Source organism: Shewanella sp. UCD-KL12 (assembly GCF_001957125.1).
GTDB lineage: Bacteria > Pseudomonadota > Gammaproteobacteria > Enterobacterales > Shewanellaceae > Shewanella.
On sequence record NZ_MPHJ01000017.1, the window covers coordinates 73,459 to 97,760 of the forward strand.

Sequence of the window (24,302 nt, forward strand, 5' to 3'; positions counted from 1 at the left end):
CGGTGTTTTCTTTTAAAGCGTTAAACTCAATACCTAAGCATTAAACCATTCGCTTTAAACTACTGTATTAGTCTTCTGCAACAACAGAAAGCTTAACAATAGCTTTAACTTCAGTGTGAACCTGAACTTCAACTTCGAACTCACCAGTAGTACGCAATGCGCCTAGTGGAAGACGAACTTCGCTCTTAGCAAGTTCAACACCAGCAGCTGTAACTGCATCAGCGATGTCACGGTTACCAATTGAACCGAACAGCTTGCCTTCGTCACCAGCTTTAGAAGCGATAACAACAGACTCAAGTGCGTTGATTTTCTCAGCGCGCTCGTTTGCAGCAGAAAGGCCAGCAGCTAACTTAGCTTCTAATTCAGCACGACGTGCTTCAAAAACTTCAGTGTTAGCAGCGTTAGCAACAACAGCTTTACCTTGTGGCAGAAGGTAGTTACGTGCGTAACCAGCTTTAACTGCAACTTGGTCACCTAGATTTCCTAGGTTAGCAATCTTATCAAGTAAAATAACGTTCATTATTAATTCCTCTAAATGGTTGCGCTATTACTGATGTAAATCAGTGTAAGGCAGTAGAGAAAGATAACGAGCACGCTTAATAGCGCGAGCTAGTTGACGTTGATATTTAGCATTTGTACCAGTGATACGGCTAGGAACAATCTTGCCACTTTCAGTGACATAATTCTTCAAAGTAACGATATCTTTGTAATCAATCTCAGTTACACCTTCTGCAGTAAAACGGCAGAACTTGCGACGACGGAAATAACGTGCCATGTGACAGTCTCCTAAGTTTTCAATTCGACATTTTCAGCGTGAATAACTAGACGATTTTGGCCATTTCGACTCTGCTGGAGAGCGATAAAGCCTTGCACCTCTATTTCCACACCAATTTTCAGCTTATCTGTTACGCTTTCAAAGCGTTCGCCACTGAATATCACTTGCATCTGACAGTATACGTTTCTCAGCATTTCTGCTTCATAACACTGCGACTTGTGTTCCAGCATTACCACACAATGTGCGATACCCGCTGGGCTTTTAAAGCTTCTGGAACGCGTAATGGTTCCCGATAACACCAAGTGGTTTGTGGCCACAGAAAAACTTACTCAGCTGCTTTTTCAGCGGCTTCTTTAACTTCAGCAGGTGCTTCAGTAGCTTCAGCAGGCGCACTACGACGCTCGCCTTCGCCTGAACGACGTGAATCACGCTCGTCTTTAGCTTTAGCCATTGGAGATGCTTCAGTGATAGCAGCTTTAGTACGCATAATCATGTTACGCAGTACAGCATCGTTGAAACGGAAAGCTGTCTCAAGTTCTTCAACCGACTCAGCAGTAGCTTCTACGTTCATAAGAACATAGTGAGCTTTATGCAGTTCGATAATTGGGTAAGCCAGTTGACGACGGCCCCAATCTTCTAGACGATGAATTTGACCGCCAGCTTGGGTAAGAATACCCGTGTAACGCTCAATCATACCAGGTACTTGTTCACTCTGATCAGGGTGAACCAAAAATACGATTTCATAATGACGCATTTTTTGCTCCTTACGGTTATCTAGCCTCGTTGTTGGCTCAGTCAAACCAAATAGAGGCAAGGAACTAATTAAAGTGACTGATTTAAGCCGCGGAATATTACACAAAAGCAAAGCATAATTCAAGTAATATTCGCTTTGCCGATACAGCTCAGAATAGGTATGATGTTGGCTCGTTAAAATAGATCCGTGCCACATTAAAATAATAGTAAGAATAAAATAATGTTTAGAGCTATATCACTCCTATTTTTGTCGCTCCCTTTCTCAGCCTGGGCCTTAGTTCCCCCAGATTACCAAGAGCCACCCAGTGACTTTACCGCCGAGATTGAAGCAGGACTTCAGCTCAATACAGGTAACACTGAATCGAGTAGTTTTAACGGCCGCACCAAACTTGTTTACGATACGGATAAAGCTAGGCAAGAGGGGACGTTTAAACTCTATTATGCTGCGGACGATGAGAAAACCACTGCCGAGAAGTACGATGTACAGTTGCAGTCGAGCTATAAGTTAGACGGTGATGTCTCACTATTGGGTGGTGGATATATTTTCGGTCGTGGTGATTTCACCTTAGATCGCTTTGGTAGTTACACTCAAATATCGACGATATCGACCGGTTATGGTTTCGATGCCATCTCTGACCACGAGACTAAACTCAGCTTAGAGATTGGTCCTGGTTACCGTTACAACATGCCTATCGAAACTGAAAGCGAGCCTAACCCAGACCCCAATAAAGATATCATTATCCGTACTGCGGCTAAGTTTGAGCAAAAACTACAAGAATACACTAGCCTCAATGCCGACCTTACTGCAGAAGTTGGTGAAGACAACAGCACACTGACTCTGGATATGAACTATAAAAATACTCTCTTCCAAGACTGGGCATTCAAGATTGGCGTCAACGTTAAGTACACAGACGTCGTTCCTGAGGGTACAAAGCAGACAGATACCATCACTACATTCAACTTGCTGTATACGTTTCAGTAGAAGGTGCTAGGTCGCTCACGACTAGAGCATCTAGCTACAGCAAAGTTCCAGTCTCTATATTAAACCGCCATGCTAAATAAATCCGTCATGGCGAATAAACCCGTCATGCTGAACTTGTTTCAGCATCCCTACCTACCTTGTTAGATAACAAGTTGCTGAAATATCTTTCATTGGTTCTTTTGACTGGTGTTGTTATCTGGCTGCGACCTGTTAAGCATGACTTCATTGTTATCTATCACCTGCCGTGGGCTTAAGTGCAAACACTTCAGTGACACGGCGCGAGTATATCCGTATAGCCTCTACGACAGCATCCCTGCTGTCGAAGGTCACTGCCGCGTTTACACCTGAAAGTTTATCTCTTCGAATTTGACTTTTGGTAGAGCTTTCAAACTATCTCAGTTCTGGACTGGATGGGCTAGATTTGGTGTTATTACTGAGATTTCAATTTGAAAAGAGATGGCTGCCGCAAGTACTGTAACGCCTTCGGTAATGGCACATATCAGTTAGTTAAAAAATTGAGTGAACATTGCCGACTGTCTCTTATTCAGGTGAAACAACTTGTTTTGTGTTTAAACTACTGAATAGGATTTCGATCTAATTTACACTTAACCCTTAAAGTTAGAATTAGAGCTAATGTTTGAAGTAATAAAAGTGATAATAGTGCACCTTTCAGAGTCACTTCATCTTCAATATCTAACCAAGCTTCCATCAAAACTCCCAACCAAACCACCATAAAAATAGCTGTATTGCTAATTGCGGCCTTCAAGATCATCTGATTCTTAGGTGACATATTGTCCTAATACCCTAATCATGGGCAAAAAATTGTTGGCTAAAATGTTGAGAAACGAAAACAGCCAACTACATATGATCCTAATTTATTAGCTTGTTATGACTAACCTGTCACTTCAGGCTTCTTGTTTGACCAGTACCAGCAGTATAACCAACTAGCAGGAAAGAAAAGATAACTTAAGAGGAAAGTATAAAACCCTACAAGCGGTAAATTGCCAGATTTCCCTTTGGCAAATTTCAAAGTTAAATACAACATAACTAAGAAATGAATAAATATGATTTGACCTGCAACTGTTACGTTTATGTCCATTTGTGCATCCTTACACTTTGCAGCTTGGTGAGTTATGACATTTTTGACGCATGTGCACATATTTAGCAAGACGCACATACAAATTTAATAATCCATTATCTAGGTCTCACTCTAACAAAGCTATTGATTCATTAGTAGCCTGAAATCGAAGAAAGAAAATAGTCCAGTGTAGATGCGGCTGCGGGCTTCCAAAACATGGATGTTTTGGTAGAGCCTCCAAGGAGGGATTCACGGCGTCTCGCAGAAGCATCTGCACATTAGCGAGCCGCAGGCTATTCATAACCCAAAGGTTAACTCCTAAGAAACACTTAAAATATGGGAGTAACCGCCGGCCATCGAGGCCAAAAACAAAAATGCCGATGAGGTCTAAACCACATCGGCATTAAGCTCACTATGGGGTACAAGCCCCAAAATGACCATAGTTAAGTTTTCAGAAACTTAACTCAATCTCTGGCGTACAGCCTCAAACAAGCAGATCCCACTGGCAACAGAGACGTTCAGGCTTGAAACAGATCCCGACATAGGGATCGAAGCAATCGAATCACAACTCTCACGAGTTAGGCGACGTAGGCCTTTATCTTCAGCGCCCATGGCGATAGCCAGTGAGCCTTTAAGATCGGTTTTGTAAAGATCGCTATCGGCTTCACCTGCAGCACCAACAATCCAAACACCCTTTTCTTGCAAGCTCTTCATGGTACGCGCCAGATTTGTCACCTGAAATAGCGGTACAACTTCAGCTGCGCCACAAGCCACCTTACTCACTGTAGGAGTCAGACCCACTGAGTTATCACGAGGCACGATAACACCGTGCACGCCAGCCGCATCTGCATTACGTAAACAAGCACCTAAATTATGCGGGTCAGTGACACCATCAAGAATAAGCAAGAATGGCGTTTCAGTCTTCTCAACCAGCGTTGCAAGGTCATTATCGTTCAACTGCTTCACAGCTTTAACGCGTGCGATCACACCTTGATGCTGCCCACTACCAGACTTATCGTCTAATACTTTTCGAGACGCTTGCTGTACAGATACCCCGTACTCAGCAGCGGCTTCAAGGATTGGCGTTAAACGCTGATCGTCACGCCCTTGAAGTATCCAAAGCTCAATGACACGCTCTGGGCTGTGCTTTAATACTGCTTCTACAGCGTGAATACCAAAAGTGATATCTTGTTTTTTCATCAATTACATTCTCTATTACTTGCTTGCTTTAGCTTTGCGTTTAGCTGGGCTCTTCTTTTTTGCAGTGGATTTCGGACCTGTTTTCTTTACAGAGCCCTTCTTGACTGCCGCTTTCTTTGCTGAGCTTTTTCCACTCGACTTTTTCTTAGCTGAACTAGATTTACCTCTAGTCTTTGAGCCCGCTTTACTATCTTTATCTGAGCTGCGTCGCTTGCCTTTAGGCTTTTCACCATTACTGTCGAGTTTTGCTCCCTCGATATTGACTCTTTCGCGAGCTGTCATCGGTTTTTTACCGCGACGAGAGCTAGGCTTACGGCCTGCATCACCTTCCATCATCAAATCAATTTGACGATCGTCTAAGTTAACACCTGCCACTTTTACCGTTACGGCATCGCCCAGCTGGTAAGTTTGACCAGAGGCCTCACCGACTAAGCGCTGACGCATATTATCGTACTGGTAATAGTCGTTACCTAAGCTAGAAATATGCACTAAGCCATCAATAAATAGCTTATCTAACCGCACGAACATACCAAAATGTGTCACCGACGCAATGACGGCCTCAAAGGTATCGCCCACGTGGTCCTGCATAAACTCACACTTAAGCCAGTCACTCACATCACGCGTCGCTTCATCAGCACGTCGCTCAGTGGTTGAGCACTCCTCGCCAAGTAGATCTAGGTCTTCAATTGAGTAGTGATAACCACCATCCGGTGTCCACTTATCTTTTGCTTCTCCACGCTCTTTGGCAAGCAAGTAACGAATCACGCGATGCAAGATCAAATCAGGGTAGCGTCGAATAGGTGAGGTAAAGTGAGAGTATGCCTCTAACGCTAAACCAAAGTGACCTTCGTTATCTGGTGTATAGGTTGCCTGGCGCATTGAACGCAGCAACATCACCTGAATCAGTTCAGCATCAGGCCTATCGGCAATCTGCTCCATCACAGCCTGATAATCTTTAGGAGTTGGCTCAAGCCCACCCTCAATGGTTAAACCGCGCTCCTTAAGGAAGTCCTTAAAGTTCGTCAGTTTCTGCTCTGAAGGTGCTTCATGTACGCGATAAAGGACTTCGCCTTTATGCTTCTTAACAAACTTGGCCGATGCCACGTTAGCTAAAATCATACACTCTTCAATGATCTTATGTGCTTGATTGCGATTACGCGGCACTATGCTATCGATCTTTCTATCATCATTAAAAACAAACTGAGTTTCTGTCGTTTCAAATGCGATAGCACCACGCTCAGCGCGGGTCTCATCTAATGTTAAGTACAAAGACTGTAATGTCTGTAGATGAGGGAATATAGGTTTAAGCTTATCACTTACCTCACCGCCTTCGAGCATATCCGCAACTTGGGTATATGTTAGACGGGCATGGGAATGCATAACGGCAGGGTAGAACTTATATCCAGAGAGCTTACCTGCAGCTGAGATTGTCATCTCGGCAACCATACATAAGCGATCGACCTCAGGCATCAAAGAACATAGGCCGTTAGAGATCTTCTCTGGCAGCATAGGGATCACTTGCGACGGGAAGTAAACTGAGTTTCCTCGGCTACGCGCTTCTTTATCTAATGCAGATTCAGTACGCACATAATGACTCACATCGGCAATGGCTACCCATAAGCGCCAGCCGCCACTCTTTTTCGTTTCTGCATATACTGCATCATCGAAATCACGGGCATCTTCACCATCTATGGTAACTAAAGGTAAGTGACGTAGATCGACTCGCCCCTCTTTATCTGCTTCAGTAACTTCATCGGGAATAGCTCTGAGCTTCTTCTCTATCAAGCTTGACCAAGTATGCGGTAGATCATAATTACGCAGGGCAATTTCAATCTCCATACCTGGTGCTAATTGCTTACCTAACACTTCTGTCACTTTACCAGCAGCTTTAACATAGCGGCCAGGACGACGAGTTAACTCTAAGACGACGATATCACCTTGGCGAGCACCGTTACGGTCCTCGTCAGGGATCAAGATCTCTTGAGTAATTCTTCTATCATCGGCAATGACAAAGGCCATACCTGAATCTAAGTGAAAACGGCCGACAAGTGCTGCCGTTCTCTGCTCGACTAAACGAACGATTCTGGCTTCACGACGACCTTTACGGTCAACGCCAGCTTTTTGAGCCAGCACCTTATCACCATGAAAATACATCTGCATATCACGGTTGTTGATAAAGAGGTCATCGCCACCCTCTTCCAGCTTTAAGAAGCCAAAGCCATCTCTGTGACCGATAACGGTACCGGTTAACAAGTCCATACGCTCAGGTAAGCCGTAAGCCTGCCCACGGGTAAACACTAGCTGTCCATCACGCTCCATGGCGCGTAAACGGCGTCTTAATGCTTCAAGCTGCTCCTCACTCTCCAGCTTTAATGCTGTCGCAATACGTTCACGGTTGAGTGGGGATTTTTCGGATCGTAAGTATTCTAGAATAAACTCACGGCTTGGAATAGGGTTTTCATAATTTTGTTGTTCACGCTTTAAATGCGGATCTTTGATCATTCAATATCTCAAATTTTGGTCCAGAACATTCTGGAACATACCAATTAGTTATTTATAGCTGGTAGTGTTTATCGGGATCTCAGGTGCTCCTGTTTTGCCCTAGCAACTGCGCTGGGCGGCATCTTTTGCTCTAGCACCTTCAATAATTCTAAGGCTTTCTCTTTGGTAGCCTCATCACTAAATACATCGTTATATAACCAGTGATAGCCCATCTCAAAATCTCTTGGACTACCATAACCTTCACCAAATAGTCTTACTAACATTAGCCGTGCTGGCAGATCACCATTTGCCGCCGCAGGCATCACGTAATGAATCGCTCTTTCGCGATCTTGCATCACAAATTGACCATCGTGATAATATTCGGCCATTCTTAGCATTGCTTCAGCGCTCCCCTGCTCAGCGGCATCTCGTAACATGGAGATCCCTCTTGGCGGGTTGGCTTTTACACAAATACCATGATTAAGCATCTCGGCCCATAAATATTGATAAAGAGGTTGCTTGAGCACCTCAGCCCTCGCTTCAATATCTTGCACCAACTGACAATCGTCACCTATTACTCGCGTTAAATACTGTTTAGTCCTAATCAACTCTACGAGTTGCTCTTGACTATATATATCAACCGCTTGAGTATTTGCCCAACTCACTGCTGGTGTCACCATTAGTGAAATGAGTAAAAGATAACGTGACATGATTTTTGATGGATTTATTAACACTTCTTGTAACATGAGCTCTCTCACGAAAAATTCATTTATATAAGTAGTGATCAGAGAGGGCACTTCATACTTTAAATGCCCTGTCTCATCATTACTTGCCTATTTACCTACATAATAGGTCATCGGCAGTATAACGTATTTCTTGAGTGCTGCCTGAATTAGCGATTAAGCCATCCATATTCATTAAGTGGCCAATAAAAAGGCCGCTTGAAGCGGCCTCTTTTTATTAGCTAAACGGATTCACTAGAATCATGGTCTCGTTTCTATCGGGACCCGTAGAGATAATATCAATTGGCGTTTCTAACAACTCTTCAAGACGCTTAATGTAGTTTAACGCTGCTTGTGGCAGCTGGTCTACAGAAGTTGCGCCGAAGGTGTTTTCGCTCCAACCAGGCATAGTTTCTAGTACTGGTGTAACTTGCTCGTAGCCTTCAGCTGCAAGTGGCGTTACTGTCGCTACAGACCCATCAGGGTACTCGTAACCAACACAGATCTTAACTTCTTTAAGACCATCTAGTACATCTAGCTTAGTCAGGCAGAAACCGCTTACGCTGTTAATCTGAACTGCACGCTTCATTGCAACTACGTCTAACCAACCTGGACGACGTTTACGACCAGTAGTCGCTCCAAATTCATGACCTTTAGTACCTAAGTAGTCACCAATTTCATCGTTCAGTTCAGTTGGGAATGGTCCAGCTCCTACACGAGTCGTGTACGCCTTCATAATTCCTAACACATAGTCAAGATGACGAGGACCAAATCCAGAACCCGTAGCAACACCACCTGCAGTAGTGTTAGACGAAGTTACGAATGGATAAGTACCATGGTCAATATCAAGCAATGTACCCTGAGCACCTTCAAACAGAATAGGCTCACCAGCTTTACGAGCTGCATCAAGCATCTCAGTAACATCAGTACACATGCTCTTTAGGTAGTCAGCGATTGCAAGTGCATCTTTCAATGTCTCTTCATAAGACACTGCTTCACACTTGTAATACTCAGTTAGCATAAAGTTGTGATAAGCCATCACTTCTTTAAGCTTCTCTGCGAATAGCTCTGCATCAAACAGGTCACCAACACGAAGACCACGGCGCGAAACCTTGTCTTCATACGCTGGACCAATACCACGACCCGTCGTACCGATAGCATTATTACCGCGCGCTTTTTCACGGGCAACATCTAGAGCACAATGGAATGGTAGGATGAGTGGACACGCTTCAGAGATAAGTAGACGCTCCTCTACAGGAACTCCACGCTCTTTAAGCATGTTGATCTCAGTCATCAGAGCGTCAGGTGCTAGCACCACGCCATTACCGATAATGCATTTTACATTATCACGTAAGATCCCTGATGGAATAAGATGAAGAACGGTTTTGTCACCATCGATAACTAAAGTATGACCCGCATTGTGGCCACCTTGATATCGAACGACATATTTTGCCTGTTCGGTAAGTAGATCGACTATCTTACCCTTTCCTTCGTCACCCCATTGGGTGCCGAGAACTACGACGTTTTTGCCCATTATTTGCTGCACGGTAGTGGTTAAAACGGGATTTTAGCAGATCTATAGGGGCTTTAGGCAAGTATTTTATGAAAAAATAATCAATAAAACGATGCCAGCGGTTACTAAAGCACCACCTAAACGTTGCAGAAGTTGCTGATTTTGATTCGAAATTTCTTTTAAGTATGCTCTCCAACGATTAGGAAATAAAAGTGGACCAATTCCTTCAATAATGAGCACTATTCCCAAGGCAAGCATGATTAGCTGTAGAGACATAATTTAGAATTCCGAATAACGTACAGTGAAGCGCCAGCGATTAAGTTTAGATTAACAAATAGCAGCTTCGATGGGTAACTTCTCAATGTTGACATGAATTTTAGGCAATAAAAAACCCAGCAAAAGCTGGGTTTTTTGAACTCTCGGAAGCGAAAAATTAACGCTTTGAGAATTGTGGCTTACGACGTGCTTTACGTAGACCAACTTTCTTACGCTCAACTTTACGAGCATCACGGGTAACGAAACCAGCAGCACGTAGAGATGGACGTAGAGCTTCATCAAGCTCCATCAGTGCACGGGTAATACCGTGACGGATTGCACCTGCTTGGCCAGTGATACCACCGCCCTTTACAGTTACATAGATGTCTAGTTTTTCAGTCATTTCAACTAGCTCTAGAGGTTGACGAACAACCATACGAGCAGTTTCACGACCAAAATACTGATCTAGTGGAAGTTGATTAACAACGATGTTGCCAGATCCTGCTTTCGCGAATACGCGTGCAGTAGATGTTTTTCGACGGCCTGTGCCGTAGTACTGAGTTGCAGCCATTAGCTTAATCCCGTTTAGATATCAAGAACTTGAGGTTGTTGTGCAGCGTGGTTATGTTCTGTACCAGCGTAAACTTTAAGCTTACGGAACATGGCACGACCTAAAGGTCCTTTAGGTAACATTCCCTTAACTGCTTTCTCGATAATCATTTCAGGCTTATGATCTTGCAGCTTTTCAAAGGTGATCTGCTTGATGCCACCGATGAAACCCGAATGCGAGTAGTACACTTTGCCTTTTGCTTTATTACCAGTCACAGCAACTTTCTCAGCGTTGATAACGATGATGTAGTCGCCAGTATCGACATGAGGCGTATACTCTGGCTTGTGCTTACCACGTAGACGTGAAGCAATTTCAGTAGCGATACGACCCAAAGTTTTACCTTCGGCATCGACGACAAACCACTCGCGAGTGACTGTCTCTGGTGTAGCAGTAAAAGTAGTCTTCATTTTACAAAAACCCAATGTTAAAAATTCTGTCTCACATGTCATTACCATTATTGGTAAAAACACAAATAGTGCCGTTCCCCGCCCCTTCGAGCAAAGAATTAGGCTTTACAACTTCCATCTAATTGATGGAGTAACGAGGGCAGGTGGCGGATTATAGACAAAGCTGAGCTAAAAATCACCTAATTTTTGATCTAAATAAAGAGAGTTTTCAATTATCTCACTATCCGTAGCTATAATCCGCTTTATCGCACTGACTATGGCAAGTGCTCTAGGGCTAAATAATCATGAGACTGCATCTCTGTAAGCCTTGAGCGGCAACGTCTAAACTCAAAACTAAGTAGCCCTTGGGTATAGATATCTTCAAGGGATACTTCTGCCGAAATAATCAGTTTGACATTGCGCTCATAAAATTCGTCAACCATGGCCAAAAAGCGCCTCGCAATATCATCACCGGTTTGACTGTCGCCCATCTGCTTCACACCACTGAGTAATACAGTGTGGTACAAGCAAGCTAACTCCATATAGTCCCGTTGGCTTCTTGGGCCGTCGCATAGGGCCAGAAAATCCACGAGCAAGACACCTTGTGCCTGCTTTCTGATATCAATGTCTCGCCCATCTATGTCTATTGCACCAGTGCTGACTTCTGACTCAGGGGCCAACTTATCAAAATAGCTGAGTAAATTCGTGTCGGCTTGGGCATCGAGAGGAAAGTGATAAATCTCAGCTTGCTCAAGAGTTCGTAGGCGGTAATCGATGCCTGAATCAACATTCAAAATCTGACAGTGCTTATTTATAAGGGCAATTGCAGGTAAAAAACGCGCACGCTGTAAACCATTCCGATACAGTTCATCGGGAATGATATTTGAAGTCGCAACCAGCGCTACCCCCTCTTTAAATAGAGATTGGAATAGAGTGCCTAACAGCATCGCATCGGTAATATCAGAAACAAAGAACTCATCAAAGCAGATCACTTGGTACTTTTCAGCCATCTGTTTAGCAATGATCTCTAATGGATCCCTTTGGCCTTTTAGCTTATCAAGGTCGAGGTGCACCTGATGCATAAAACGGTGAAAGTGAGCTCTAAGCTTCTTATCACCTGGCAGGGCATCATAGAAGGTATCCATAAGATAGGTTTTTCCACGACCGACTCCTCCCCACAGGTATAAGCCCTGTACCGACTGCTGCTTTGCGCCTAACAAAGAAAACAACTTCTTGATGGTACTTGGGTTACTATTTATAAGCTGAATTTCGTCAAATACCCGCTGTAAACTTTTTACAGCTTGCTCTTGGGCTGGGTCATGTGAAAACTCATCTCGAGTCAAATCTTGCTGATAATGCTGCCATGGTGTTAGCTGGGACACGTAAAATTATCTCTTTTATCCTTAAAATCACAGCTTGATGGTATCATGCCGAAGATCAGCTATGAATCTTTGTTCTATTTTTTACGTTTTCGAGGTTTAAGGAGTTTTTATGGGATGGCCGTTAGTTTTTGCGACGTTTATTCTAGGTATTGTTTTAGGCTATGTGGGGAGAACTGTTATCTCTCGAAATCAAGATGCTTCTCACAAAGGGAAAGCGCTTGAGCAGACAAAACTTGAGCTAAGCCAGCACAAGCAGGAGGTGACCGATCATTTTGAAGTTCACCATAAGCAACTTACCGAGGTCACTGAGCAGCTCAGCAAGATGAATAAGCAGTGGAATGATGCAGCATCTACACTCGCCCCAAAAAGTAAAGTTAAGCCGCTAGCGACACTAAATGCTTCTGACACTGATACAGAGGTTACCCCTTCTATTGCAATTGATACCCTCGAGAGTGAAAGTGTCATCATTGTTGACCAAAAGAATTAACCTTTGTTAATAAAGATGAACTTTCATCTTTAGCGCCTTGTCGGATTCAATAACAAAAGCTCACTTGCTATACCTATTGGTGATAGCCTTGATATAGACGAATATATCCCTATATCTAGTTAGTGGTCCCAATGAATCCGATTTTGGAGCGTTAAATAGATGAAAACCAAATTAAGCCTACTTTCTGCAGCCCTACTTACAGCTTCACTATCCTTGGCACCGAATCTGTCACATGCAGCGATACCTATTGCTGTTGATGGACAATCTGTGCCAAGCCTTGCACCTATGCTTGAGCGCACAACACCCGCAGTTGTCGCCGTAGCGGTTTCAGGTACGCATGTATCAAAACAGAAATTACCCGATGCCTTTCGTTACTTCTTTGGCCCCAATGCTCCACAAGAGCAGGTCCAGGAGCGCCCTTTTAGAGGCTTAGGTTCGGGCGTTATTATTGATGCTGATGAGGGCTATATCGTCACCAATAACCATGTGATTGATGGTGCAGATGAAATTCTGATTGGCTTGCACGATGGTCGAGAAGTTGAAGCTAAGCTAATTGGTACCGATGCCGAGTCAGATATCGCCCTACTGCAGATAAAAGCCGACAAACTTGTGGCCGTCAAGCGTGCAGACTCAGATGAGTTAAGAGTCGGTGACTTTGCTGTTGCTATCGGTAACCCATTCGGCCTAGGCCAAACAGTAACCTCAGGTATTGTCAGTGCCATGGGCCGTAGTGGTCTAGGCATTGAGATGCTAGAAAACTTTATTCAGACTGACGCCGCCATCAACAGCGGTAACTCAGGTGGCGCCTTGGTTAACCTCAATGGCGATCTCATCGGTATCAATACTGCAATTGTCGCTCCTGGCGGCGGCAATGTTGGCATTGGTTTCGCTATTCCTGCAAATATGGTTAACAATCTTGTTGATCAGATTATCGAGCATGGTGAAGTTCGACGCGGCGTTCTCGGTGTATCAGGCCGAGACCTTACCAATGAACTGGCCCAAGGCTTTGGCTTAGATACTCAGCATGGTGGTTTTGTCGATCAAGTAATGGCTGACAGTGCAGCAGATAAAGCAGGTATTCAGGCAGGCGATATCATCACAAGCGTTAATGGCCGCAGTATTAAGAGCTTCCAAGAGTTACGGGCCAAAGTTGCAACGATGGGCGCTGGGGCTAAGGTTGAGTTTGGCTTAATCCGAGATGGCGACAAAGAGACAGTCACAGCAGTACTTGGTGAAGCAAGTCAAACGACTGAAACAGCTGCGGGTGCTATTCACCCTATGCTTGCAGGCGCTGCCTTGGAGAATAAAAAAGGCGGCGTTGAGATTAGCGATATCGCGCAGAACTCTCCTGCTGCAGCCAGTGGTTTGCAAAAAGACGATCTGATTGTTGGCGTGAACCGCACTTCGATAAACGATCTTAAATCACTAAAATTGACACTTGAAGATCAGCAAGGCGCTGTTGCATTAAAAATCAAGCGCGGTAAAAGCAGCCTTTACCTCGTCTTAAGATAACGAGAATATCACACATCTTTTAATTACGAAGCCATGAAAGCCTTAACGACTTTCATGGTTTTTCTCTCTTCTTTGTGAGTTGTAAGATTATTCACACTAAATCATGTTAATCTAACGTAACTTTTCTATTTATATTCTTTGACATGGCACTAAAAGACACATTTATATATCTCGGCAAGGCTATTACGTTTGGCCTGATCATGGCCGCCGTCTTTTTGGTGGTTACGCCATTTTTCACCAATAACACTAACGGTGATCTCTTCTTTCAAAAACGTGGGGATAATGGCTTTGAATTGTCGTTTTCTAAAGCGGTAAGGCGAGCAGCGCCAGCAGTCGTCAATATCTACAGTTTAAGTGTCAATCGCAATCAACCGCTAAACTCAGGCTCCCTCCAGGGTCTTGGTTCTGGGGTTATCATGAGTAGTGAAGGCTATATCCTGACAAACTACCATGTGATAAAGAAAGCCGATGAGATTGTGGTAGCTCTGCAAGATGGTAGAAAGTTCACCTCAGAAGTCGTAGGCTCAGATCCAGTTACCGATCTCGCCGTATTGAAAATTGAAGGTGACGGCCTTCCGATCGTACCGATTAATTTAGGCGTACCAGCACAAGTTGGTGATGTTGTCTTAGCCATTGGTAATCCTTATAACTTGGGCCAAACCATCACTCAAGGCATTATTAGTGCAACCGGTCGTAATGGGCTGAGTTCTGGATATCTTGATTTCTTACAAACCGATGCAGCAATTAATGCTGGTAACTCTGGTGGCGCACTGATTGATACCAGTGGCCAACTCATCGGCATAAACACAGCTGCATTTCAGGTTGGCGGTGAAGGCGGCGGCCACGGCATAAACTTCGCTATTCCCATCAAACTTGCCCATAGCATTATGAGTAAGTTGATTAAAGATGGACGAGTCATTCGTGGTGCACTCGGGATCAGTGGCGAACCTATCAGCCCTGTCATGGCACAAATATTAAACCTGCCGGATCTTACTGGTGTTGTGATAACCGATGTAGACCCTAATGGCCCTGCAGCGCAAGCTCAACTTCAACCAAGAGATGTCATCACTCAGTATGAAGGTGAAGATATTCCAGGTGTCGAGATGCTAATGGATAGAATCGCTGAAACACCTCCAGGCAAACAGGTAAGCATGCGGATTATCCGCAAGGGCACACCTTATGATGTCCCTGTCATAATTGGTGAGAATAGTAATAACCAAGAGTAAAACATAATTAAAAAAGCCAGCATTCGCTGGCTTTTTTATATCGACTTTATTCAGCTTTCTGCAGCTGAAAAGTCATTTACTTCTCTTATCTGTCTTGGGCATATAATACCAATCAGTATAAAGACTTGATCGCTCAGCGAGAGTTTAGCGCTTCTGAGGCAAGGCAACGAGTAAAGAGCATAGTTATTCTACGTTTAAGCTCGTTAACGCAGCATTCAGAAGCGCTAAAACTCGCCTTATAGGAGCTTTTTGGGCTGCCTACTTCTTCGTTGAATAACCTCATAAGGGATCACCATTACATCACTTATTCGCCTTGAATTAGTTTACCCAAAATAGCTCTGAGTAGATCAATTTCTTATACTGATTGGTATAATCATAAAGCCCGAACCAAAACCCCAGCTCTAGCACCACGCCAAGCCCGATAAAAACTGCGATCCCCGTTGCCGCGCCCTGAGCATAACAAGCGATCGCTGCAGCCATAAAAAATAGCATTAACCCTAAACGTTTCATCTGTATCCCTACACCTCATAAAGCTCTCACCTACTGATACCGAAACTAACAGAGCTAATTGTTTATGTCTTGGTTAGAGAGATGAATTATCGTTCACTATTTTAACCTAGGGGTATGGCTAGTGGGATGGAGTAACCATAATAAAAAAGCCGCCCTGACGATGAAACAGGGCGGCGAGCGGAGATGTTAATGAGAGATTGTATTAATTATGAATTTTGCTAATTGCAGCAGCCCTCTCTGTATAATCACTGTGGCATGAACCACACGAGAATTGTGCTGTTGACCATGGCATTTGGAACTTACCATCTTCACTGAACTGCTTAGCATCGGCAGAGAGGTCAATGGTAAACAGGTGGGATTTCACATCACCAAACACCACACCATTTTTCTCTTTTGTCACTGCACTTTTAGCAAGTTTAGGCATATGACAATCGGTACATTCTGCCATAAACTCATGTACTGGAGCCTCAAACCCTTTGTCGTGACAAGTAGAACACTCCTTCACGGCGCCAGTATGTAGACCATCGGCACTATCAACATTTTTGGTCGACTTGTGGGAGTCATGGCAGGTGGTACAACTCATATTTTTCTTAGGACCAATTTCATCACCAGCTTTATAGCTTCCGTGATCTTCAGGGACAACACCTAAGATCTCATCACCAGTTTGGTGATGCTTAGATAAACCGCCACTGGATATAATACGTCCACCCACTTTGCTACCGGCAGGGAAAGCAAGATTATAAGCACTGACATAAGTCGGATAGTCTTTCTCACCATCACGAGTATGGCATTCAGCACAAGTCACAGCCTTACCGAACCCCATGTTATCGGCAAGAAAATCCTCAGTCACTCTCGCTGATGCAACTTTGGTGATATCACCGGCAGACATTGTCTCTACATGCTGACTACCAGCGCCATGACACGCCTCACATTGAACACCACCAGCTACAAATGTACCGCCCATACCCGCTAAATCATCTTGGCGATCTAGATTTCGATCATCTCCCTCATCTGTCGTTGTACGTTTCCAGCCAGTAGTATGGCAATTTCCGCACTTGTACTGGTAATCAAAATCCCCCGTTTTATAGTTACCCATCACATCAGGATCGTTAAGGTGATTGTCGGGAATATTTAGCTCACCATCACTATTTCGAATGTTGTACTGCACATTAGTGCCAGTCACTATGTAGCCATCGGCATCCAACCAACGCATCTTCCAATGGTAACCACCTACCACATAAGTTACATCATCATAGGTTGTCGGTGCCCCTAAAGTGTTATTGGTCGTACCGTCACCATCGGGTCCTGCAAACTGAAGTAGGTCAATAGATCCCGTAATCGTTTCTTCAGGTGTATATGGGAAGCTTGGCTGCTCACCATTATTAATTTTTTGGATCTTAAAGTTGTGACCTGTTTTTAGGAATGACTCTTTATTGCTGTGACAGCCAAGGCAGGTCTGAGTGCCTACATAAGCAAGCTCATTGCTAAGTACTATAACTGTGATAGTTGAGCTTGCTTCCCCGCCGTTTCCGTCTGAGATAGCGTAGTTTATTATCGAATTGCCAACCTCAGTAGGTTCAAACAGTACTTTATTGTCTTCAATAGATACTGTGCCACTTCCGCTAACAAGTGTTGCCTCAGTAATTGATAACGTATCGCCATCTGCATCAGTGTCATTGGCTAGAGCATCAATTAATATCGAGCCACCCATTTTTACTTCTGCATCAGTTGGGTTAGCAACTGGGGGCGTATTTTCTGCAGGTGGGGGAGTAACATCATTATCGTTGTCGCTACCACATGCGACAAGCATAGTGATCATACTGGCGAGTAGTAGTTTTTTAGCTGGAATTTGTACGTTCATTAAGTTCATCCTCATCGTGGCTATTCCAATCACCAAACTTTGCAAGGAGGCGATTGATATGTCTCTTTGGACATGAACTTAGTATTCGCTTGTTACCTCTAAAGATATAGATAAGTAGATTTCACAGCTAGTCAAAAACTGTGAACTATTATTATCAAAATATTATTAACCCTTTAATTTACTTAAATTTACACTACTAAGACAGGTTGTGGTTTTGTAAAACAAATTGACCTGTATTTGTCAGAATGTAGATCTTGCTCTCATTCTGCATTACAAGTCCTGCTTTTTTAAGCTGTCGCAGATGGAAGTTAAACTTTGTATGGTCTTCAACACCGACAAGGCGGCAGAGGTCCATAAACTTAAGCTTCTTATGACTGCCGAGTTGTTTAAGCGTTTCCCTTCTCAGTGAATTTGCTAAGGCGGAATAAACGCTATCAGGGTCAATATCGCCACTGGATTTCAGTAACTCCTTCTCCTGTAGGGTCCGTCTGAGGTTCACGATAAGCTCGCCACTATTAAAAGGCTTAGTGATAACGCTATCGGCGCCCTTCTTCATCGCATCTACCGCAGTCTCCACAGTGGCATAAGCAGTCACTATGATGATAGCCAAAAATGGATTTAACTGCCTCAGGTTAGATATGGCTTCAACCCCTGTCATCCCAGGCATAACCAAATCTAACAATGCAATGTCGAAAGTCTGCTTTTCACAAGCTGAGATAGCATCCTCAGCGCTTACGACACCGATCACCTCATATCCCTCCAACTGCAGGATATCCACCATATTTTGCCGCAGATCGTTATCGTCCTCAGCAATAAGCACCTTAACCATTTAACTCACCTCTTTTCTAATTATTATTGAAACGCGAGTACCACTACCTTTATTGCTATCAATCACCATCTCTCCATGGTGAGCACTCAATATTTGTTCACAAATGGCTAAACCGAGTCCAGTTCCCTTTCCAATCGGCTTTGTCGAGTAGAACAGCTCAGTAGCACGCCCTAAGGTCTGCTTATCCATCCCCTCACCGCTATCTTCCACCTGAAGGTATACCTTGTCCTCATCACTCCTGAGTGTGAGTTCGATTAGCCCCCCCTGCTCACTTGCATCCATCGCATTATTGAGTAAGTTAATTAGTAGCTCTTCGAGCTTAACTTTCTGACCATATATCTTTAGCCCAGACTCACAGCTTATCTTTACTTGATATTGGTGAGCCTTATGACTAAGAAGCTGCATAGCACCACTCACTAGCTCCTTGCCATCAACGAACTCAAACAGGCCTGAATCGGGTCTAGCATACGCAAGTAGCTCTTTACTAATAATGGATGCACGTCCTATGCCTAAACGCGCTCTTGATAAGTACTCCTCCTGCTGTCCATGGGGCAAAGTTAATTGCCTCTCAAGTAGATCCAGTGCAAGTGTTGATGATGCCAAAGGGTTATTAATCTCGTGGGCAACCCCCATGGCTAAGTGACCAATCGCCTTATACTTATCCGCTTCAATAGCCCGCTTTAATTTTGCTTCAGTCGCTAACTCTTTTTCGATATCAAAAATTTTCAATGCCCTATAGAGGGTAATTAAGATTAATCCGCCAGCTAAGGTTCTTAATACAGGCACACTATGGTGAAAATCAGTTGGTACTAGTCCTGCTAGCACACCATAGATAAACAAGCCTAAGCCAGTCGCGATAAAGTAATGCCCATAGTTATGATTTCCTTGTTTCAACTCATAGCCGTAAAGCGCTATACCAATGCCTGCCAAAGAGGCGCTTCCAAACCCCAATAACCAACGTGTATACATAGCGGCCTCACCGAAGGTGTCTGCAGGAAGGTAATATCCACTGGAGAAAAAGAACATCCCCAAGGTGTAACTAGCGACTATCACGGCGATCGCTAATTGTCCGAATTTCGCACTGAGCCTGTCGCTAATACCAAAAAGTAGCCAAGCGAAAACTGTTAACCCAGCAAAGGAAAGTGATAACTTGATCAACCTTAGCCATTCAATAATGGTTTCATAGCCTGAGTAGATCTCATCATTAAATAAGATGACATATAGCTCTGACCATTCATGAAATGCATGTGAAAAGCCAAAAAGCGCTAAGGCCCATAATGTTGGGGATATTGATAGCTGACTGTATTTAAAATTACGAAATACCACGACACAGCCAATCGAGAAAAAAACGAGGCCGTAAAAGAGGTAAATATTAAATGTGATAAAAGTCGGCATGAGCGAAAACTACCACTTTTGAGTTAATCGCTTATTGATCTAGACAACATATGAGTTACTGATGAAATGCATATGTCACAGATATAAAAATTATCATTCACTCGTTGTCGACTGATGCTGGCGTTATCCTTGCAGCTTAGCTCATCCAGGCTATTTTTTTCAGCACGTTCTAGCGCTTCCACAGCACATTAACTAGTGCACCTAAGATGATAATACTGCCACCTATCCAGCTCCATATTGAGGGAAGTTCACTGAATATTAACCAACCAAGCAACATAGCAAAAATCACCTGCACATAGGCATACCCAGCTGCTTTCCCTGCAGACTCAGACTGCATAGCTTTAGTCAGCCCCACCTGGCCTATCTGAGTAAACACGCCCACAAACACCAGTAATAATAAGCCTTCAAAATTTGGCATCACAAAGTTACTGCCCAACAGAAAAACTGACAAAGGCAAGGCGATGAGTGGAAAGTAGAGAATAATGACCGAGGTATCTTCTTCATTACTCAGTCTACGCACAATGACATAGGCGATAGAGCTGCCTAAGGCTCCGAGTAAAGCGATGCCGATACTTAGCCAGGGAAGTGCAGCTTGTTGATCAACGCCTAGCCCTGGCATCACCATCACTAACAGCCCTAAAATACTGAGTGCAATACAGACCTTAGTTGAGTGAAGCACCCGCTCCCCCAGAAAAATAAGTGCTAATACCGCAGTAAACATTGGATGGAGATACTGCAGCAAGGTTGCCTCAGCTAAAGGCAGAGTGATCACAGAGTAGTAAACACAAAATAGTGCTAACGTCCCAACAGCGCCTCGAGCCAAAAGTAGCTTTCTATTTTTGCCCCACATAGAGATCCCTTTGCGCTTAACATCGACGTAGCTAAGCGCCAATGAGATCAACGCCCTTGCAGCAATAATCTCTAATACAGGAATACCATGAGCGCTCACGAGCTTGACACAAGCAGACATTAAAGAGAAAGCCAGCGCCGACAGCAGCATAAAACGGACACTCAAAGGGACTTTAGAGAAGATAGCTGGGTTCATTAACAGGACTTGGCAAATAAAAGGAGGGCAATCATACCTCAAACCAGTCTGTTTAAGGTCACTATATTGAAGTTTAGCCTGATGAATATCTCACGTAACAAAAAACCACTTCTGAGTTTTTCGGAAGTGGTTTTCAGTAATGAGAGTCGAACTTGGTCGATAAGCTTGGCTTGGCTAGCTTACGCGAACAACCTGACCGCCTAGTCCTTTGAACTTATCTTCGATATGTTCATAACCACGATCTAGATGGTAGATGCGATCGACAATTGTTGTACCATCGGCCACTAAGCCTGCGATAACTAAACTGGCTGAGGCTCTTAAGTCCGTCGCCATCACCTGAGCACCATTGAGTCGCTCGATACCTTGGATAATACAGGTATTGCCTTCAAGCTCCATGTTAGCGCCCATACGAATAAGCTCAGGCACATGCATAAAGCGATTTTCAAAAATCGTTTCTGTAATGGTTGAAGTGCCTTCAGCTAATACGTTTAACAAACAAAACTGCGCTTGCATATCCGTTGGAAAGCCTGGGTATGGCACAGTCTTAATGTTAACCGCCTTTGGACGTTGCCCCTGCATATCAAGCTCAATCCAATCATTACCTGTGGTCACATTAGCGCCGGCATCTTCTAGCTTAGCAAGAACGGCCTCAAGCGTAGATGGATCGGCATCGACACAACGGATCTTACCGCGAGTGACTGCTGCAGCAACCAAAAAGCTCCCCGTTTCGATTCGATCTGGCATCACACGGTAGTTACAGCCCTTAAGTGACTCAACCCCCTGAATGCGTATTGAATCAGTACCAGCACCCTCAATTTGGGCACCCATGGCAATCAAGCAATTAGCAAGATCGATCACCTCAGGCTCACGCGCGGCGTTCTCAATCACAGTCTCGCCATCAGCAAGCGAAGCTGCCATTAATAAGTTTTCGGTAGCACCAACACTCACCATATCCATAAAGATATGAGCGCCCTTAAGACGACCATCAACTCTAGCCTTAATGTAACCCTCTTCAACCTCAATTTTTGCGCCCATCTGCTCTAAACCATGAAGGTGAAGGTTGACAGGACGCGCGCCAATAGCACAGCCACCCGGCAGTGACACATCGGCAGTACCGAAACGTGCGAGTAATGGCCCTAATATTAAGATCGAGGCGCGCATAGTTTTCACTAAGTCATATGGCGCACAAAAATGATCCAGTGATGCGGTTGAAATGCGCACTTCACTGTTATCGCTACGCGTCACTTCAGCCCCAAGACAACGCAGCAGTTCGCAACTTGTATTTACATCTCTTAAGTTCGGTACATTGCTAACAACAAAATCTGTTTCAGCTAATACGCCCGCCATTAAAATTGGCAGTGCCGCATTTTTAGCACCAGAGATCACAACTTCACCGGCAAGCGCTTTGCTCGCCTGAATTTTTAATTTATCCAATTTAGATCTCTGCTTACATGTTAAAAACTTTTTCACGCTTCCACTGTGTCGGCGTGAAGGCATTGATGGTTAGCGCATGCAACTCACCACTCGTAATACGGTCCATTAACGGGCCGTAAATGGTTTGCTGCTGCTTCACACGCCCCATGCCTTCGAAGCACTCACCGACTGCAACTATCTTATAATGTGTTCCCGCTTGGGTAACTGTCACTTCATCAAGTGACAATGCATCAAGAAGCAGCTGCTCAATCTCTTTTAACTTTGCAGCATCTTCCGCATTAGCCGCTGGGTTTACTTGTTCTGTTTCGTTGGTTTCCATGGATCTATTTACCTTGTGTGGTTTCTTCACCGAAGAAGAGTTCTAAATCGTATAAAGCGATCAGCTTAGATAGCTGAGCCGAAGGCGAAGTGACGACTAATTCTCTGTTATCGCGTTTCGCTTGTGATATCAGCGCTAAAATAAAGGCAATGCCAGCACTATCACTATAAATAAGTTCAGATAAGTTAATCACGTTAACATTATCAGGAAGCAGCGTCTGTCTCTGCTCCCAAAGCCTAACAACCTCATCTTGAGAGAGGTGGCCAGTAATTCGGCACTCCATGCCATCACAGATAAAATCTATCACTTAAAGCTTAGTCCCTGTAGGCTTCTGGCTAATATGGCCCTTGGTACGCTGCTCTAACTCTAAAATAACTGAATCGATCCCCTTCTGGCGGATTAAATTAGAAATCTCAGAACTTTTCGAGGCCAGTAGACTAACGCCTTCAGCGACAAGATCAAACGCTTTCCAACTATCATCTTTCAGACGACGAACTTTGAATATTAATTTAATTGCTGGACGCCCAGCTTCAATGATTTCAACATTGACGTTAACCATCTTCTCACCGCTAAAGTCTCTAGCAGGGGCAAATTGCACCTTTTGGTCAGTATACTCAGTAAACGCCTGGGCATAAGTAGAGATTAAGTATCCTTGAAACGCATTAACAAAGCGCTCTCTCTGCTCTTTACTCGTCGACTTAAGGTGTTTGCCCATCACTTTGTATGAAGCATACTTATAATCGATATAAGGCATCAACTCGTCTGAGACTATCACCTTAAGGTGGTCTGGATCGGCCTTAATTATGTCAATATCATGATGAAATCTGGCAAAAGTGTTATTTGCAACAGTCTCGACCATAGCATAGGGATCCATGGTGTTCACTTCAGACGCTTCACTATGAGCGGTTGTACTGGCTAAGACCAGCATAACGTAGGCGGTAAACTGGCTAATTCGATTAAACATGCTCATCTATAATCCTTGAGGCATCAAATATATCTATAACTGTAACTGTGACAAACTTCTCTACTGCTGGTAAGCAAAATTAAACAAAGCTTAATCCTTCACACTATAAAGAAACTGACCAATTAACTCTTCGAGCACCAGTGCTGAATGGGTGTCATCAATTCTGTCACCATCGACTAGCATGGCAATATCATCATCCATAAACCCTGGTGTAAGCCCTAAAAATTGCTCACCTAATAAACCAGAGGTCAAGATAGACAAACTACTGGTCTCAGGGAACTGGTTAAACTGCTTCTCCATCGACAGTTCAACAAGGGGGACTAGCTCTACTGGGTCGAGTGTGATTGCACTAACACGGCCCACTACAACACCTCCAACCTTCACTGGAGAGCGAACCTTCAGACCCCCTATATTGCTAAATTTAGCATACAAGGTGTAGCTACTTGCGCCTGATTTAACTTCAACGTTTGCCACATTAAAGACCAGCACTAAAAATGCAGCGAGTCCTGACAAGATAAAAAAACCGACCAATACTTCTATTTTACGTGTCAACATACTCAGATTTCCATTCAACTTAGTAAGC

General features: G+C 43.9%; 27 protein-coding genes. 4 read left to right on the forward strand and 23 right to left on the reverse strand.

The window, feature by feature from the left end:
• Positions 1-67: 67 nt before the first annotated feature.
• Genes rplI through rpsF form a run of 4 tightly spaced genes read right to left on the reverse strand, consistent with a single transcriptional unit; the run spans position 68 to position 1,529 of the window.
• A complete protein-coding gene (gene rplI, locus BM736_RS20995; protein WP_076415820.1) occupies positions 68-520 on the reverse strand; it encodes a 50S ribosomal protein L9 in 453 nt (150 codons plus the stop codon).
• Between the two features lie 27 nt (positions 521-547).
• Positions 548-775 carry a 30S ribosomal protein S18 gene (gene rpsR, locus BM736_RS21000; RefSeq protein WP_076415822.1) on the reverse strand — a complete coding sequence of 76 codons (228 nt, stop codon included), beginning with the start codon at positions 773-775 and terminating at the stop codon, positions 548-550.
• 11 nt (positions 776-786) lie between these two features.
• Positions 787-1,092 (reverse strand): primosomal replication protein N, encoded by a 306-nt coding sequence (gene priB / locus BM736_RS21005; protein ID WP_076415825.1) that lies wholly within the window; start codon positions 1,090-1,092, stop codon positions 787-789.
• A gap of 8 nt (positions 1,093-1,100) precedes the next feature.
• On the reverse strand, positions 1,101-1,529 hold the full coding sequence (rpsF, locus tag BM736_RS21010) for a 30S ribosomal protein S6 (protein ID WP_076415828.1): 429 nt from the start codon (positions 1,527-1,529) through the stop codon (positions 1,101-1,103).
• A gap of 219 nt (positions 1,530-1,748) precedes the next feature.
• Here rpsF and BM736_RS21015 point away from each other — a divergent pair, with 219 nt between their 5' ends.
• Positions 1,749-2,510, forward strand: coding sequence for a YdiY family protein (locus BM736_RS21015; protein ID WP_076415830.1), 762 nt, complete (start codon positions 1,749-1,751; stop codon positions 2,508-2,510).
• A 574-nt stretch (positions 2,511-3,084) separates the two neighbouring features.
• Here the strand turns inward: BM736_RS21015 and BM736_RS21020 are convergent.
• From BM736_RS21020 to zapE, 9 genes are all read right to left on the reverse strand, one after another.
• Complete coding sequence (locus tag BM736_RS21020; RefSeq protein ID WP_076415832.1) at positions 3,085-3,300, reverse strand: hypothetical protein; 216 nt, start codon at positions 3,298-3,300, stop codon at positions 3,085-3,087.
• Positions 3,301-4,047: 747 nt separating this feature from the next.
• The gene (rlmB, locus tag BM736_RS21030; RefSeq protein WP_076415836.1) at positions 4,048-4,788 is read right to left on the reverse strand and encodes a 23S rRNA (guanosine(2251)-2'-O)-methyltransferase RlmB; all 741 of its coding nucleotides are present in this window, start codon (positions 4,786-4,788) and stop codon (positions 4,048-4,050) included.
• Between the two features lie 15 nt (positions 4,789-4,803).
• The gene (gene rnr / locus BM736_RS21035) at positions 4,804-7,290 is read right to left on the reverse strand and encodes a ribonuclease R (RefSeq protein ID WP_076415839.1); all 2,487 of its coding nucleotides are present in this window, start codon (positions 7,288-7,290) and stop codon (positions 4,804-4,806) included.
• 68 nt (positions 7,291-7,358) lie between these two features.
• Positions 7,359-7,979 carry a tetratricopeptide repeat protein gene (locus BM736_RS21040; protein WP_076415911.1) on the reverse strand — a complete coding sequence of 207 codons (621 nt, stop codon included), beginning with the start codon at positions 7,977-7,979 and terminating at the stop codon, positions 7,359-7,361.
• Between the two features lie 250 nt (positions 7,980-8,229).
• Positions 8,230-9,525: an adenylosuccinate synthase gene (locus BM736_RS21045; RefSeq protein WP_076415842.1), complete on the reverse strand. Its 1,296-nt coding sequence runs from the start codon at positions 9,523-9,525 to the stop codon at positions 8,230-8,232.
• A gap of 66 nt (positions 9,526-9,591) precedes the next feature.
• Entirely contained in the window at positions 9,592-9,780 is a 189-nt protein-coding gene (locus BM736_RS21050; protein WP_076415844.1) for a DUF2065 domain-containing protein, read from the reverse strand.
• 157 nt (positions 9,781-9,937) lie between these two features.
• Positions 9,938-10,330, reverse strand: a complete 393-nt coding sequence (rpsI, locus tag BM736_RS21055) for a 30S ribosomal protein S9 (RefSeq protein WP_076415846.1) — start codon at positions 10,328-10,330, stop codon at positions 9,938-9,940.
• Between the two features lie 14 nt (positions 10,331-10,344).
• Positions 10,345-10,776 (reverse strand): 50S ribosomal protein L13, encoded by a 432-nt coding sequence (gene rplM / locus BM736_RS21060; protein WP_076415913.1) that lies wholly within the window; start codon positions 10,774-10,776, stop codon positions 10,345-10,347.
• Positions 10,777-11,030: 254 nt separating this feature from the next.
• Positions 11,031-12,137, reverse strand: coding sequence for a cell division protein ZapE (gene zapE / locus BM736_RS21065; protein WP_076415848.1), 1,107 nt, complete (start codon positions 12,135-12,137; stop codon positions 11,031-11,033).
• Between the two features lie 109 nt (positions 12,138-12,246).
• On the opposite strand from zapE, the gene BM736_RS21070 reads away from it, so the two are divergent.
• The 3 genes from BM736_RS21070 to degS all read left to right on the forward strand — a co-directional run bounded on the left by BM736_RS21070 (position 12,247) and on the right by degS (position 15,362).
• Entirely contained in the window at positions 12,247-12,624 is a 378-nt protein-coding gene (locus BM736_RS21070) for a ZapG family protein (RefSeq protein ID WP_076415850.1), read from the forward strand.
• 159 nt (positions 12,625-12,783) lie between these two features.
• The gene (gene degQ / locus BM736_RS21075) at positions 12,784-14,136 is read left to right on the forward strand and encodes a Do family serine endopeptidase DegQ (protein WP_076415852.1); all 1,353 of its coding nucleotides are present in this window, start codon (positions 12,784-12,786) and stop codon (positions 14,134-14,136) included.
• A 143-nt stretch (positions 14,137-14,279) separates the two neighbouring features.
• Entirely contained in the window at positions 14,280-15,362 is a 1,083-nt protein-coding gene (gene degS / locus BM736_RS21080) for an outer membrane-stress sensor serine endopeptidase DegS (RefSeq protein ID WP_076415855.1), read from the forward strand.
• A gap of 318 nt (positions 15,363-15,680) precedes the next feature.
• Here the strand turns inward: degS and BM736_RS21085 are convergent, their stop codons facing one another.
• The 10 genes from BM736_RS21085 to mlaD all read right to left on the reverse strand — a co-directional run bounded on the left by BM736_RS21085 (position 15,681) and on the right by mlaD (position 24,274).
• The gene (locus BM736_RS21085; RefSeq protein WP_076415858.1) at positions 15,681-15,872 is read right to left on the reverse strand and encodes a hypothetical protein; all 192 of its coding nucleotides are present in this window, start codon (positions 15,870-15,872) and stop codon (positions 15,681-15,683) included.
• A 202-nt stretch (positions 15,873-16,074) separates the two neighbouring features.
• Complete coding sequence (locus BM736_RS21090) at positions 16,075-17,733, reverse strand: Ig-like domain-containing protein (RefSeq protein WP_076415860.1); 1,659 nt, start codon at positions 17,731-17,733, stop codon at positions 16,075-16,077.
• 196 nt (positions 17,734-17,929) lie between these two features.
• The gene (locus BM736_RS21095) at positions 17,930-18,562 is read right to left on the reverse strand and encodes a response regulator (RefSeq protein ID WP_076415862.1); all 633 of its coding nucleotides are present in this window, start codon (positions 18,560-18,562) and stop codon (positions 17,930-17,932) included.
• Complete coding sequence (locus tag BM736_RS21100; protein ID WP_076415865.1) at positions 18,563-19,957, reverse strand: sensor histidine kinase; 1,395 nt, start codon at positions 19,955-19,957, stop codon at positions 18,563-18,565. It lies immediately after the preceding gene.
• Between the two features lie 169 nt (positions 19,958-20,126).
• Positions 20,127-21,002, reverse strand: coding sequence for a DMT family transporter (locus tag BM736_RS21105; protein ID WP_179079092.1), 876 nt, complete (start codon positions 21,000-21,002; stop codon positions 20,127-20,129).
• 174 nt (positions 21,003-21,176) lie between these two features.
• Positions 21,177-22,436 (reverse strand): UDP-N-acetylglucosamine 1-carboxyvinyltransferase, encoded by a 1,260-nt coding sequence (gene murA, locus BM736_RS21110; protein ID WP_076415868.1) that lies wholly within the window; start codon positions 22,434-22,436, stop codon positions 21,177-21,179.
• Between the two features lie 13 nt (positions 22,437-22,449).
• Positions 22,450-22,755 carry a BolA family protein gene (locus BM736_RS21115; protein WP_076415869.1) on the reverse strand — a complete coding sequence of 102 codons (306 nt, stop codon included), beginning with the start codon at positions 22,753-22,755 and terminating at the stop codon, positions 22,450-22,452.
• Positions 22,756-22,759: 4 nt separating this feature from the next.
• Positions 22,760-23,062, reverse strand: a complete 303-nt coding sequence (locus tag BM736_RS21120) for a lipid asymmetry maintenance protein MlaB (RefSeq protein ID WP_076415871.1) — start codon at positions 23,060-23,062, stop codon at positions 22,760-22,762.
• Positions 23,063-23,719 carry a phospholipid-binding protein MlaC gene (locus BM736_RS21125; protein WP_076415917.1) on the reverse strand — a complete coding sequence of 219 codons (657 nt, stop codon included), beginning with the start codon at positions 23,717-23,719 and terminating at the stop codon, positions 23,063-23,065.
• Between the two features lie 90 nt (positions 23,720-23,809).
• Positions 23,810-24,274 (reverse strand): outer membrane lipid asymmetry maintenance protein MlaD, encoded by a 465-nt coding sequence (mlaD, locus tag BM736_RS21130; protein WP_076415873.1) that lies wholly within the window; start codon positions 24,272-24,274, stop codon positions 23,810-23,812.
• Between the last annotated feature and the right edge of the window lie 28 nt (positions 24,275-24,302).